We start from the raw sequence: 14,221 nt of genomic DNA on the forward strand, positions 1-14,221 counted from the left end.
GAGAAGTACCAGCTACGCCCCCGCGACTGGGAGGCCGCCGCCCGCGAGGGCCGCACCATCGCCCCCCTCATCACCAAACTCAACACCATCCGACGAAACAGCCCGGCCCTGCGGCAGCTGCGTGATCTCCACTTCCACCAGACGGACAAGGAAGCGGTGATCGCGTATTCGAAACGACAGGGTTCGAACACGGTTCTGGTGGTCGCCAACCTCGACCCCCACCACACCCAGGAGGCGACGGTCTCGTTGGACATGCCGCACCTCGGCCTGGAATGGCACGAGTCGGTGCCGGTGCGCGACGAGCTCACCGGCGAGACCTATCACTGGGGCAGGGCCAACTACGTGCGTCTCGAACCGGGCGACCGGCCGGCGCACGTCCTGACGGTTCTGCGACCGTCCACCCCGCAGATCGGAGGGTCACCCACATGATCGTCAACGAGCCCGTCCCGGACACCTTCGAGGACACACCGGCCAAGGACCGGGACCCGGACTGGTTCAAGCGCGCCGTCTTCTACGAAGTCCTCGTCCGCTCCTTCCAGGACAGCAACGGCGACGGAGTCGGCGACCTCAAGGGCATCACCGCGAAACTGGACTACCTCCAGTGGCTCGGCGTCGACTGCCTCTGGCTGCCGCCCTTCTTCAAGTCACCCCTGCGGGACGGCGGCTACGACGTCTCCGACTACACCGCGGTCCTGCCCGAGTTCGGTGACCTCGCCGACTTCGTCGAGTTCGTCGACGCCGCCCACCAGCGCGGCATGCGCGTCATCATCGACTTCGTCATGAACCACACCAGCGACCAGCACCCGTGGTTCCAGGAGTCGAGAAAGGACCCCGACGGCCCGTACGGCGACTACTACGTCTGGGCCGACGACGACAAGCAGTTCCAGGACGCGCGGATCATCTTCGTCGACACCGAGGCCTCCAACTGGACCTTCGACCCGGTCCGCAAGCAGTACTTCTGGCACCGGTTCTTCTCCCATCAGCCGGACCTCAACTACGAGAACCCGGCCGTGCAGGAGGAGATGATCTCCGCGCTGCGGTTCTGGCTGGACCTCGGCATCGACGGCTTCCGGCTGGACGCGGTGCCGTACCTGTACCAGCAGGAGGGCACCAACTGCGAGAACCTCCCGGCCACGCACGACTTCCTCAAGCGGGTGCGCAAGGAGATCGACGCCTCCTACCCGGACACGGTGCTGCTGGCGGAGGCCAACCAGTGGCCCGAGGACGTCGTCGACTACTTCGGCGACTACGCCTCCGGCGGCGACGAGTGCCACATGGCGTTCCACTTCCCCGTCATGCCCCGCATCTTCATGGCGGTGCGCCGCGAGTCGCGCTACCCGGTCTCGGAAATCCTCGCCAAGACCCCGGCGATCCCCTCCAGCTGCCAGTGGGGCATCTTCCTGCGCAACCACGACGAGCTCACGCTCGAAATGGTCACCGACGAAGAGCGCGACTACATGTACGCGGAGTACGCCAAGGACCCGCGCATGCGCGCCAACATCGGCATCCGCCGCCGCCTCGCGCCCCTCCTCGACAACGACCGCAACCAGATCGAGCTGTTCACCGCCCTGCTGCTCTCCCTGCCCGGCTCGCCGATCCTCTACTACGGCGACGAGATCGGCATGGGCGACAACATCTGGCTCGGCGACCGCGACGCGGTGCGCACGCCGATGCAGTGGACACCTGACCGTAACGCGGGTTTTTCGTCCTGTGACCCCGGCCGGCTGTTCCTGCCGACCATCATGGACCCCGTCTACGGCTTCCAGGTCACCAACGTCGAGGCGTCGATGTCGTCGCCCTCGTCGCTGCTGCACTGGACCCGCCGCATGATCGAGATCCGCAAGCAGAACCCCGCCTTCGGGCTCGGCTCCTACACCGAGCTGCAGTCGTCGAACCCGGCGGTTCTCGCGTTCCTGCGCGAGTACGAAGACGACCTGGTGCTGTGCGTGAACAACTTCTCCCGGTTCGCCCAGCCCACCGAGCTGGACCTGAGCAGGTTCAGCGGACGGCATCCGGTCGAGCTGTTCGGCGGGGTGCGCTTCCCGGCGATCGGCGAACTGCCGTACCTGCTGACCATGGCGGGCCACGGTTTCTACTGGCTGCGGCTCCGCAAGGACGCCGCGTAGAACGGCCGGGTGGGGCGGTTTCCACCGTCCCACCCGGGGCACGCATCAGTAGCACCCCGACCGCCCCCGGGGAAAGGACGTGACGCCATGGCGGACACTGTCACACGATCCAGCACGACGACTCCCGGTCTCCTCGCGTCACTGGATCCGCTGTTGCGGGAGTGGCTCCCGCGCCAGCGCTGGTTCGCGGGCAAGGGACGTCCGGTCACCGGGTTCACACTGGCGGCGGCCACCGAGCTGCTGCCGACCGGCACCCGGCTCAGCCTGTACCACCTGCTCGTGCGCGCCCATCAGCCCCCCACGCTGGGCGCCCCCGCCCAGCCCGGTGACTGCTACCAACTCCTCATAGGCGTGCGCGAGGCGCTGCCGCCCCGGCTGGCGCCCGCGCTGATCGGTCATGTCGAGGACGGACCGCTCGCCGGAGGAACGGTGTACGACGCGTTGTACGACCTGCGGCCCGCCGAGGTGCTCCTGGAGGCGTTGCGCGCCCGGGCCCGTATCGGCGGTCTGCGTTTCGACCGGGCCCCCGACCGGGAGATCCGGTCGGGCCTGGTGCCCCGCATGGTGACCTCCGAGCAGTCCAACTCCTCGGTCGTGTACGGAGATACGTTCATCCTAAAGCTGTTGCGTCGGGTCGTGCCCGGCGTCAATCCCGACCTGGAGCTGCCGCTGGCGCTGGCGCGCGAGGGCTGCCCCCGGGTGCCCGAGCCGACGGCGTGGATGCACGCGGAGCTCGCCGGCGACTCGTACGTCCTGGGCGTGCTGCAGCCGTTCGTGCAGGGCGCGGCGGACGGCTGGGAGCTGGCGCTGCGGGAGCTGGCCAAGGGCGAGGACTTCGCCGGGGAGGCCAGGGCGCTCGGGCGGGCCACCGCCGAGGTGCACACGGCCCTCGCCCGCGCGCTGCCCACGGTCACCCTGGGGCAGGCCCAGCTCCAGCCGCTGGTCGACGGCATGGTCGAACGCCTCGACGCGGCGGCACAGGCGGTGCCCGCCCTGCGCCCGTACGTGCCGGGGCTGCACTCCGCCTTCGAGGCGCTGGCCGACCTGGCCGCCGAGGGCCACGCCTGGACGGCCCAGCGCATCCACGGCGACCTGCATCTCGGGCAGTGTCTGCGGGCGCCCTCCGGTCAGTGGTCGCTGATCGACTTCGAGGGGGAGCCGGCCAGGCCGCTGGCCGAACGGCGGATGCCGCAGCCGGCGGTGCGGGACGTCGCCGGCATGCTGCGCTCCTTCGACTACGCCGCCCACTCGGCCACCCCGCCGACGCCCGGCTGGGCCGAGGCGTGCCGGGCGGCGTACTGCTCCGGGTACGCCGACGTCAGCGGCGTCGACCCGCGCACCGACCCGGTGCTGCTGCGGGCCTACGAGACCGACAAGGCGGTCTACGAGGTGGTCTACGAGGCCCGTCACCGCCCCGACTGGCTCGCGGTCCCCCTCTCCGCGATACGCCGCCTCGCCTCACCCGACCTGTCCTGACCCACCCGCACCTTCCTTCGCCCAGGAGGCACCGTCCGTGACCCCCAGTCCCCCGTCCAGCGGTCCGCACCCGAAGAAGACGGCCGAGGAGAAGAGCACCGAGCAGCCGGCGGCTGTACCGAAACAGAAGAAGAGCACGACGAAGAAAGCGGCGGCCGCGAAGAAGACGACGGCGAAGAAGGCCGCGACGGGCGAGAAGACGGCGGCGAAGAAGACGGCCCCGGCGAAAAAGGCGGCCACCGCGAAGAAGACGGTCGCGGCGAAGAAGACGGCCACCGCGAAGAAAACAGTCGCCAAGAAGGCCGCGGCCAAGGAGACGGCCGCGAAGACAGCGCCGGCGAAGAAGGCCACGACCAAGAAGACCGCGACGAAGCAGACCGTGGCCAAGAAGACCGTGACGAAGCAGACCGTGGCCAAGAAGGCGGTCGCGAAGAAGGCTGTCGCGAAGAAGGTGGTGGCCGAGAAGGCCGTGACGAAGAAGGCCGTGGCCAAGAAGGCACCGGCCAGGAAGGCACCCGCCAGGAAGCTCATCCCCCAGCAGGCGTCACCGCAGGACGAGCCGGTCCGCCCCCAGCGCGTGGCCTTCTCCCCCGCGCTCGACGGCGGCGACCGCGACCGGCTGCTCGACGGCACACACCACGCCCCCCACTCCGTGCTCGGCGCACACCCGGTCGCCGACGGAGTGGTGTTCCGGGCCCTGCGGCCGTACGCGCTGGCCGTCACCGTCGTCGCCGGTGATCTGCGCGCCGAGCTGCACGACGACGGGGACGGTTTCTTCTCGGGCCTGCTCCCGCTGTCCGAGGTCCCGCCCTACCGTCTCCTCGTCACCTACGAGGGGACGGTCCAGGACACCGAGGACGCGTACGGCTTCCTGCCCGCGCTGGGCGAGCTCGACCTGCACCTGATCGGCGAGGGCCGGCACGAGGAGCTGTGGCGGGCGCTGGGCGCGGAGCCGATGACGCACCAGGGCGTGACCGGCACGCGGTTCACGGTGTGGGCGCCGAACGCCCGGGGTGTGCGGGTGACCGGCACCTTCAACTACTGGGACGGCACCGGGTTCCCGATGCGCTCGCTGGGCGGTTCCGGCATCTGGGAGCTGTTCGTGCCGGGCATCGGCGAGGGCGAGCAGTACAAGTTCGAGATCACCCGGCCCGACGGCACGAAGACCCTGCGCGCCGACCCGCTGGCCCGCCGTACCCAGGCTCCGCCGGAGACCGCGTCGATCGTGCATGCCTCGCAGCACGAGTGGGGCGACGCCCAGTGGCTCGCGCAGCGCGCCGAGCGCCCCGCGCACGAGGGTCCGTTCTCGGTGTACGAGGTCCATCTCCCGTCCTGGCGACCTGGACTGACGTACCGCCAACTCGCCGAGCAGCTCCCCGCGTACGTCAAGGAACTGGGCTTCACGCACGTGGAGCTGATGCCGGTCGCCGAGCATCCCTTCGGCGGTTCCTGGGGCTACCAGGTCACCGGCTTCTACGCGCCGACCGCCCGGCTGGGCACCCCCGACGACTTCAAGTACCTGGTGGACGCGCTGCACCAGGCCGGCATCGGCGTCCTGATGGACTGGGTGCCGGCACACTTCCCCCGCGACGACTGGGCCCTCGCGGAGTTCGACGGGCGTCCCCTGTACGAGCACGAGGACCCGCTGCGGGCCGCGCACCCCGACTGGGGCACGCTGGAGTTCGACTTCGGCCGCCGTGAGGTGCGCAACTTCCTGGTCGCCAACGCGGTGTACTGGTGCGAGGAGTTCCACATCGACGGCCTGCGCGTGGACGCGGTCGCCTCGATGCTGTACCTCGACTACTCGCGCGAGGCGGGCCAGTGGACGCCGAACGAGCACGGCGGCCGGGAGAACCTGGACGCGGTCGCCTTCCTGCAGGAGATGAACGCCACGGTGTACCGGCGGGTGCCGGGTGTGGTGACGATCGCGGAGGAGTCGACCGCCTGGGACGGCGTCACCCGGGCCACGCACCACCAGGGGCCGAGCGGCTTCGGGGGGCTCGGGTTCGGTCTGAAGTGGAACATGGGCTGGATGCACGACTCGCTCCAGTACCTGAGCCACGAGCCGGTGCACCGCAAGTACCACCACCACGAGATGACCTTCTCGATGGTGTACGCCTACAGCGAGAACTACGTCCTGCCGATCTCCCACGACGAGGTCGTCCACGGCAAGCGCGCACTGGTGTCGAAGATGCCGGGCGACTGGTGGCAGCAGCGCGCGAACCACCGGGCGTATCTGGGCTTCATGTGGGCCCATCCCGGCAAGCAGCTGCTCTTCATGGGGCAGGAGTTCGCGCAGGGCGCCGAGTGGTCGGAGGCCCACGGCCCCGACTGGTGGCTGCTGGATCCCGCGTACGGCGCGGAGGCCGACCACCGCGGGGTCAGGGATCTCGTCCGCGACCTCAACGCCGTCTACCGCCACACCCCGGCCCTGTGGGAGCGCGACACCGACCCCGCCGGCTTCGGCTGGATCGTCGGTGACGCCGCCGACGACAACGTGTTCGCCTTCCTGCGCCACGACGCCGACGGCACCCCGCTCCTCGCCGTCAGCAACTTCTCCGCCGTGGTCCGCCACGACTACCGCATCGGCGTCCCCGACGACGTCCCCGCCTGGCTGGAGGTCCTCAACACCGACGCCGCCCGCTACGGCGGCAGCGACGTCACCAACCCCGACGCGGTCAAGCCGGAGGCCACGGGTTGGCACGGACACCCGGCGAGCATCCGTCTGACGCTGCCCCCGCTGGCTACGGTCTGGCTGCGCCCGGCCTGAGCCGCGAAAGCACTGGGCGTCCGGGTTCCCTCATGGAAGGGGACCCGGACGCCTGTTTCAGGCCATGAACGTCACCGCAGATGGAACCCCGATGTCTCGTCCCACAGGACTCCGTTCCACTCCGGCAGGGCGTAGGTCTGGATGAGGTCGTTCAGGACGGGGTCCGTGACTCCGCTGAGGGTGGTGGTCAGCATCAGGTCCACGCCCGTGAGGTCGATCTCGCTGGAGGCGGCGGCGAGCTCGGCGTAGAGCTGGGGGATCTCGCCGCCCGCACTCACCTGCACGTACTGCTCCAGTTCCGTCTCGCCCGGACGGTGGATCCGGACATCGGTGGCGGCCCAGCCGTCCCCCAGGGTGATCCCACCGCGGGAGACGTCCGGGTCCTGCGCCTCGAGGAAGTCCAGCAGCTGCTCCAGTGCGGCGGGCGCGGTCCGGCCGCCGGAGCGGCCCAGAACGCCGTATTCGAAGGCCATGTGCCCTACTCGTTCCCCTCGTCCTCCTCGTCCAGGAGGTCGAAGTTCTCGGCGAATTCCTGAAGCAGCTCGCGCCTTTCCGGGATTTCCTCCTCCTCGGCCAACTCCCCCACGATGCGGAGGAATTCTTCCCTGGTCTCCACCGGCATGGTGCGGAGGGTGACGGCCACGTCGCCGAAGACCGCCGCGGCGAAACCTGAATCCACGGTGTCCTCATCGGTCAGATCGATGGAGACGGTCAGATCCACCAGGGCTTTGACGACTGCGCGATAACTCATGGCGTCACGATCCTCACGTCGATGTTGTCGACACCAAGCCGGGAGAACATACGGACCGCCTTGTTGTAGGAGCGCTGGTTCGTCACTTCCCACAACCCTCGGAAGCCGTTCTGTTCAAGTGCGAGAGACTGGTTTATCACGGCGTTCTGCACCTTGGTCGTGGTCACCACGCTGCCGTACTTGCGGTCGATCAGGACTCCGTTCTCCTCGTCGAATCCGTCGAACTTGACCTGCTTCGTGTCGCCGTCGAGGGTGATGAAGTCGAGGGCGGGTACCTCTCGCTTCTGGGTGGAGACCCGCGACCGGGCGCCGTAGGCACCGTCCTCGAAGTCCTGTGCCGCTCCCATGCGTCTGCCTTCGGTGACCCAGTCGACCACGCCGTCGCAGTTGTGCACCAGGACGGGGGCGTCACCGGCCAGGACGTAGTAGCTGTGGAGGTCCTCCACCGTGAGGTTGTACATCCGGGCGGTGTCCAGGCGCTCCTCGGTGCGCTCGACCCGCACGTGCCGACCGGTGTCGGTCACCAGGACACTGCCCGACCGGAGTTCGTCGGCGCGCTGCCATGCCTGGGCCGAGTCGCTCCAGAAGGGGTGGTTGGCTGTGGTGTGGACGACCGAGGAACGGCCCTTTCCTTCGCGGACCAGCAGATCCACGAGGTCGGTGTCGGCATGGTCGATCCGGGCCGTCACCCGGCGTGGGCCGACGTGTCTGCCGCTGCGGGGATCGGCGGCCTCCACCTTGTCGCCCGGCCGGATGGCCGCGATGCGTTTCTTCTTCCCGTCCGCCATCAGGATCTCGGTCGTCGGCGTGAAGCTGCAGAACCGCTTCACGTCCCGGGCGACGGTTCTGATGAACCGCGCGGATCCCGCCTCGACCGCCCCCACGTCCCAGGTGGAGATGGCCTCCCCGAGGACGTCACACTCGTCCTGGTTTCCTCGGACGCATTGCACCCAGGGCACCACGACGGTCATGTCGCCCAGTGCGGAGAGCATTTCCTTCCCGAGTCGCTTGTCCGCGTCGATCTCCGCCTGGGTGTAGCAGACGTCGAATCTCGGGTCCGGGTTGATGGCGTTGCCGAAGCACTGGTTGGGGTTGAAGAAGTAGTCGTAGATTTTCTTGATCTTCTTCTTCTGGTCCTTGCTGACGCCCGGTCCGGCGCTCGTGTGATGACCGCCGCCACCGCCGCCGCCACCCCCGCCGCTGCCGCCGTGGTCGATGGGCCGGTCGCCGCAGTAGGGGTCGTCGTAGCTGGGGCACCACGCGCCGTCACCGCGGGGGTTGCCGTGCACGTCGCAGTTGTCGGAGCGGCCGTTGCGGCAGTAGTAGAGCCCGCTCGGATCGCTGAAGGTGACGGGGCTGCTGTTGGCGTAGGCGTAGGCGTTGAGCTGCTGAGGGTCCGTGGGGTCCAGCACGGGGTCGACCGACAGGAAGTGGCCGGTGGTCGGGTCGTAGTCCCGGGCGCCCAGGTGGACCAGACCCGTGGTCGCGTCCTGGGTGCCGCCGACGTAGCTCTTGTCGCCCGGCCAGCTGGTCGGTGCGGTGCCCCGCGCCGTGCCGAACGGCGTGGAGCGGCGTTGCTTGAGCGTGCCGGCCGCCGCGTCGATGGCGAGCTGGGACGTGCCGTTCTGGTCGCCGATCAGGAAGGACAGCTTGTTGTCGCTGGTACGGACGGCCTGGTTGCCGCCGCCGAGGTCGTAGTAGCGGGTGGCCTTCGCCGCGGAGGCACCCTTGGCGAGGGTCAGCTCGGTACCGCCGAGGAAGAGCGTCGTGTCGGCATCGGTGCGGGTGATCAGCCGGTTGCCGTCGGCGTCGTAGACGTAGGACGTGGTGGCGGTGCCGCCACTGCCGTTGGGCTTGGTGACCTGGGTCAGGTGGCCCTCGCCGTCCCAGGTGAGGGTCTGCTGGTCACCACCGACGGTGCGGATGTGGGTGTTGCCGGCGTTGTCGTAGCTGTAGGTGTCCTGGGAGACGCCGTTCGGCCCGGTGGTGTCGACCTGGGTCAGGGCGTGCGGGCGCGTGCCGCCCGGGGCCGGGTAGCTGTAGGTGCGCTTGACGTCCTTGGTGGTGTCACCGGTGATGTCGTGCTCGGTCTGCGTGCGACGGTTGCCGCTGAGGTCGTAGGTGTACGACTGCCAGTACGGTGCGGGTCCGCCGAGGACCGAGGACGACGGAGTGGCCGCGCAGGTGGTGGTGTTCTGCGCCCAGGCCTCGGTGAGCCGGTCCAGGTAGTCGTAGGAGTAGCACTGGTTGTCGGTGCCGTCCCGGGAGACGTCCGCGACGGCGGTGATGTCACCGGCCTCGTCGTACGAGTAGGTGGCCGACTTGTCGGTGCCGGGGACACCGTCGCGGTTGACGCTGGAGTTGTGCAGCCGCTGTGTGCCCCACTCGTAGGTGTTGGTCAGATCCGTCTTGCTCCCGCCGACCCCCTGGTACGTGTACTGCAGCGGCTTGCCGGTGAAGCTGTAGACGGTGTTGGTGAGGTAGGTGGCGCTGGTACCGGCGTTGAGGGTCTTCACCCGCAGCGCGTCGTCGTACGTCGGGGTGATCGTCTCGGCGGTGAGGCCGCCGGCTGCGGGGTAGCTCGTCGACTGGACCGTGCCGTCCACGTTGTACTGGGTGTTCGTCTGGTAGGAGCCCGCCAGCGCCCCTTCGGAGGACGGGATCGTGACGGTGGTGCGGTGCGCCCGGTAGAGGGTGTCGTAGAGGCTGTAGGTGGTGGTGTAGGCGCTGCCGGTCGCACCGCCGACGTAGCGGGTGGTGGAGGCCGGCTGGCCCTTGAAGCCGGTCGGGTCCCAGACGTGCTTGGTCAGCAGGGGCCCGGAGGCGTCACCGTCGTGGGTCTCGAGCTCCCGACCGAGGTTGTCGTAGACGTGGGTGATCTTCTTCTGGTTGGCGTCGAGGGTGTAGGTCAGCTGCCCGAAGTCGTCGTACTTCGTGGTCGTGGTGCCCTTGTCCGGGTCGGTCGCCTGGATCTCGTTGCCGCGCTGGTCGTACTGGTACGTCCAGGCGTTGCCCGCGGGATCGGTGAGCTTGGTGAGCTTGGCCCTCGCGTTGTACTGGTAGAACGTCTTGTCCGGGGTGCCGGTGGGCGTGGCTCCGTGGTACTGCCACAGCTCGGTGGTGTTGCCGCGGGCGTCTGTCACCCGGGTGGTGGGGGTCGTGCCGTTGGGCGGGGTGACGGTGGTGCGGTCGCCGCCGTAGGCGGTGGTCGTCGTGGCCAGCACCGTGCCGTGGTCGCCGTTGCCCGCGACCTGCTGCGACTGCGTGACTCGGCCCATCCCGTCGTACGAGTTCCAGGTCTGCGTCTCCACGGACAGCGCGTTGTCCGGGACGAGCAGGTCCGACGACGGTGCGCTGGTGTTGTAGTAGGGGGCGAAGGTCTTGCTGGTCAGGCCGCGCTCGTCGTAGAAGGTGTCGCTGGTGAGCCGGCCACCGTCCGGGCCCGGCGCCTGGGTCTGGCGCGCTCGCAGGAAGCCGTCGTAGAGCGTGTACGAGGTTCTGCGGCCGGTGCCGTACAGGGTGGTGGTGCCGATGGCGGGGGGTTTGCCGTCGGTGAGGGTGTAGGAGAACTCGTAGTTCGGGGTGTCGCCGTTGGCCTTCACACGGTTGGGCAGCCACACCTTCAGCGAACGGCCCAGGGCGTCGTAGGTGGTGTCGGTGCGCTTGCTGTTGGCGTCCACGACGGTGACCGGAGCACCGCGGACGGCGTCGTAGGTCGTGGTGGTGGTCTGGGCCGTGGTGGAGTCGCTCGCGGTGGCCGGTGGTGTGGTGACGGTGGAGCTCGTCGGGAAGCCGGTCGTCGGGGTGTAGGCCGTGGTGGTGGTGTGGCCGTCGGTGCGGGCCGTGCGTACCGGGGCGGTGGTCTCGGTCGCCTTGACGGTGGCGGTGATGTCGGTGGAGGTGAGCTGGCGCCCGTACGTGTCGAACGTCGCCCCCGCCTCCAGGTAGGTGGCGGTGGTCCCGTCGTCGCTCTGCAGGGAGGCGGTCCGGGTGGCGTCACCCTTGGTGGGGGCCGCGCCGTAGTCCTGGCCGTCGTAGGCGGAGCGGGTGTCGGAGACGACGTCCTTGGAGCGGTCGGGGGTGTCGGCGCACTTGACGGCGACGGTCTCCGAGCGGGACGGCTTGGTGAGGATCCAGGCGCTGGTGTTGTCGACGTAGGTGGTACGCGTGCACTGGTTGTCGGCCGAGGTGGTCTCGTCGCCGAAGTCGTCGGTCTGGACGATGCGCCCGGCGGTGTTCTCGAAGGTGTTGGTCTTGTACGTGGTGCGCCAGCTCGCGCCCGCGCCGTCGTCGAGGGAGGTCCAGTTGCGGGTGGAGGCGACACCGGTCAGGTCGGCGGTGGTGGTGCCCCAGGTGCGTACGCGGGTGGCCGTCTGGTGGTGCCAGGGCGTGCTGACGGTCTTCTCCAGGACGTTGCCGCCGGGGCCGCTGTAGTTCTCCGTCTTGTACTCGAAGCCCGAGACGGCGTCGTCGTCGGTGATGGTGCCGCCGTGGTCGTCGGAGACGGTCACCGTCTTCGTGCCGCCGGACGGTCCGGCGCGGTCGCCGTCCATGCCGCGCAGGAAGTAGTGGTCGGTCTGCGACTTCATGCCGACCGGGTCCTGGCCGCCGGTCTGCACCCGGACGTGGGAGTAGCCGCGCCAGGTGGACCAGGTCTTGTACTTCTCCTTGGTCAGCCCGTCATCGTCGTCGTAGTGCCAGGCCGCCCCGTCGAGGTAGCTGTAGCGGGTGACCATCTCCGGAGAGGACTGGGTGCGGTCGATCTGGGTGACGGAGTCGACGACGTACTTGTTGAACCACTGCAGGCTCGGGTCCACGTCCCCTTCCTTGGTGAAGTACACCGGGAAGCAGCGGGTCGTGTTCGTCTGCGGGGTCGGCAGGTTCGAGGCGTCGCAGGCCGCGGTGGAGTACTGGACGGCGAGTTCTCCGCCGGACTCGTCGGAGACGCCGGACAGGCGTTCCTTGATGAACGGGGAGGTGTCGTCGCCGTTGATGTCGAGGCGGTTGGCGCGCTGGTCGTAGTCGAAGGTGACCTTCGGCAGCTGGATCTCGGGGCTCGCCGACTTGCCGGTGTGCTGGAGGGAGTCGAGCAGCAGCTGGTAGTCGATGTCCGAGGTGCCCCAGCGGTGGGCGAGCGTCCAGTTGTCGACGGCGGCGTACGTGCCGCCTGACTGGAGCGTCTCGGTGGTGACACCGGTCAGGCGCTTACGGGTCCAGAAGCTCGGTGAGTACGACTTGGTGCAGTCCTCGCCGGACTTGCAGTTCAGGTCCCAGGGGGTGTCGTACCAGTGGAAGGAGTCGGTGTCGATCGTGGACGGGTCGCAGGTGACCCCGGTCTCCGGCAGGCAGCGTTCGGCCGAGGTGAAGCGGACCCTCGCCAACGCCTTGGCGGAATAGTTGGAGGAGCTGCGCAGCCCGTACTCGATGCGGTCCAGGTAGCCGCCCCGGTCGTAGACCGTCTCGTCGGCCGGCTTGAGGTCGCGGGCGTAGTAGTTGGTCTCCTTGTTGTAGTAGTAGGCGATCGTGTTGCCATGGGTGTCGACGGCGTAGTCGAGGTTCCACCGCCAGGCCTGCTGGCACCACGAGTCGGCGAACGCGGCGGCGTGGCAGGGTTCGCCGGCGTCGTCGCCGAACGCCGGCACCGTCCACGTCGAGTTGGTCTCCGGGTTGCCGGAGGCCCAGCCGGTGAGCCGGTTGTAGCCGAAGTAGTAGCGGGTGCCGTCGGTGGTGGTGACCCGCCAGTACTCGTCGTTGTGCGCGCCGTTGGCCCGGACGTTGGTGGAGGAGCCGTAGAGCCGGTCGACCTTGGTGCCGTCGTCGCCCTTGATACGGAAGCTGTCGGTACCGGTCGCGATCAGCTCACCGGAGTGTCCGTTGAACGACAGGGTCGCGTTGTCGTAGGCCCAGCACACGTCACCGGGCTTGCTGCCGTCGGCGTTCTGCACACCGTCGTCGGCGCAGGACTTGTAGCTGCGCTCGATGGAACCGGGCCACAGGCTGAAGCCGTCGCCCGCCCAGGAGGACTGGTTGTTGGTGTTCGCGGTACGGCCGTCGATGGCGCCCGAGGAGTACGAGAGGCCCACCTTCGGGGCGAACGCGCCGGGGACGCCCGGCACCGGCATGTCGTAGGACCAGGAGAAATCACCGGTGTTGAGGTTGGTCTGCCAGGCGGCGGAGGGGGAGAGCTGGCTCGCCGAGTAGTCGCCGTGATCGCTGGAGGAGCCGGTGGTGGCCGCCATCAGCATGGGTGCCGCGGTGCTCTGCGTGGACGTGGACGTGGACATGGCCACCGCGGAGGCGGTGAGGGTTTGGGTGGCGGTGTCGTTGTCGGAGGCGACCGGGGTCGCCGTGGTGCACATCGGGTCGGTCGGGCGGGTCGCGGCGCAGGCGGGCAGCCGGACGAGCTTGAGCCGGGCGCCGTAGGAACCGCCGTAGGCCTGCGCGAACTTGGCGTAGTCCACGCGGACGCCGACCGTGCTCCCCTTGGCTCCGCGCTGGGGCGCGAGGGAGAACAGCAGGCCGTCGACGCCGGCGCGGCGGGTGGTCTTCTGGTCGAGGACGCGGACGGTTGCGGGGCCGGACAGGGGGGTGCGCTGTCGGAACTTGGCCTTGGCCTTCGTGGTCTTCAGGGTGATCAGGGAGACCGGCAGGCTGCCCGCGTGCACCGTGGCCGCGTTGGCCTGGGGCTTCAGGGTGACCGTCGCCGAGCCCGCCTCGGCCCAGGCGTGGTGGGGGGCGGTCTTCGGCACGCGTGGTTCGCCGTCGCTCGTGCGGTGGCGTGGGGCCAGGCCGTGTCCGGTCAGCGGCTTCTCTGCCGTGGGCACATGGGGCCGGTCGCCGACACCGGCGTCGGCCAGGGGTACGGCCGAGGCCTGGAGGATCGAGCCCACCAGGAAGGCCGGGACCAGGAGGGCGACGCGGCGCCACAGGCGCGTGCCCCCCATCCGTGCTCGCTTCACGATCGCTCCGTCCTCATTCCTCGTGGTTCCCGGGGGTTGTGCCTGAGCGCGCGGTGCGTCGCCGCACGCTCACGCTGGTGACTGCGGTAGGTGAGCCGTGGTACGGCCCTGGTGTGTGTGGGGTGAGGGGGGTGAAGGG

At 69.1% G+C, this 14,221-nt stretch carries 6 protein-coding genes and 1 pseudogene; 4 read left to right on the forward strand and 3 right to left on the reverse strand.

The annotated features are described in order from the left end of the window. The 4 genes and pseudogenes from AC067M_RS31675 to glgB all read left to right on the forward strand — a co-directional run. Positions 1 to 429: pseudogene (locus AC067M_RS31675) on the forward strand (alpha-1,4-glucan--maltose-1-phosphate maltosyltransferase); the annotation flags it as partial. Then, a complete protein-coding gene (gene treS, locus AC067M_RS31680; protein ID WP_478700476.1) occupies positions 426 to 2,126 on the forward strand; it encodes a maltose alpha-D-glucosyltransferase in 1,701 nt (566 codons plus the stop codon). The pseudogene AC067M_RS31675 and the gene treS, both read left to right, overlap by 4 nt. Before the next feature lie 87 nt (positions 2,127 to 2,213). Further along, positions 2,214 to 3,602 (forward strand): maltokinase N-terminal cap-like domain-containing protein, encoded by a 1,389-nt coding sequence (locus AC067M_RS31685; RefSeq protein WP_478700477.1) that lies wholly within the window; start codon positions 2,214 to 2,216, stop codon positions 3,600 to 3,602. Positions 3,603 to 3,639: 37 nt separating this feature from the next. Further along, positions 3,640 to 6,372, forward strand: coding sequence for a 1,4-alpha-glucan branching enzyme (gene glgB, locus AC067M_RS31690; protein WP_478700478.1), 2,733 nt, complete (start codon positions 3,640 to 3,642; stop codon positions 6,370 to 6,372). 71 nt (positions 6,373 to 6,443) lie between these two features. Here the strand turns inward: glgB and AC067M_RS31695 are convergent, their stop codons facing one another. The 3 genes from AC067M_RS31695 to AC067M_RS31705 are packed head-to-tail and all read right to left on the reverse strand — an operon-like array spanning position 6,444 to position 14,082. Further along, positions 6,444 to 6,845: a hypothetical protein gene (locus tag AC067M_RS31695; RefSeq protein WP_478700479.1), complete on the reverse strand. Its 402-nt coding sequence runs from the start codon at positions 6,843 to 6,845 to the stop codon at positions 6,444 to 6,446. Between the two features lie 5 nt (positions 6,846 to 6,850). Further along, entirely contained in the window at positions 6,851 to 7,123 is a 273-nt protein-coding gene (locus tag AC067M_RS31700; protein ID WP_478700480.1) for a hypothetical protein, read from the reverse strand. Further along, a complete protein-coding gene (locus tag AC067M_RS31705) occupies positions 7,120 to 14,082 on the reverse strand; it encodes a polymorphic toxin-type HINT domain-containing protein (RefSeq protein ID WP_478700481.1) in 6,963 nt (2,320 codons plus the stop codon). The genes AC067M_RS31700 and AC067M_RS31705 overlap by 4 nt, the downstream gene beginning before the upstream one ends. Between the last annotated feature and the right edge of the window lie 139 nt (positions 14,083 to 14,221).

This window comes from Streptomyces sp. NPDC043427 (assembly GCF_056436655.1).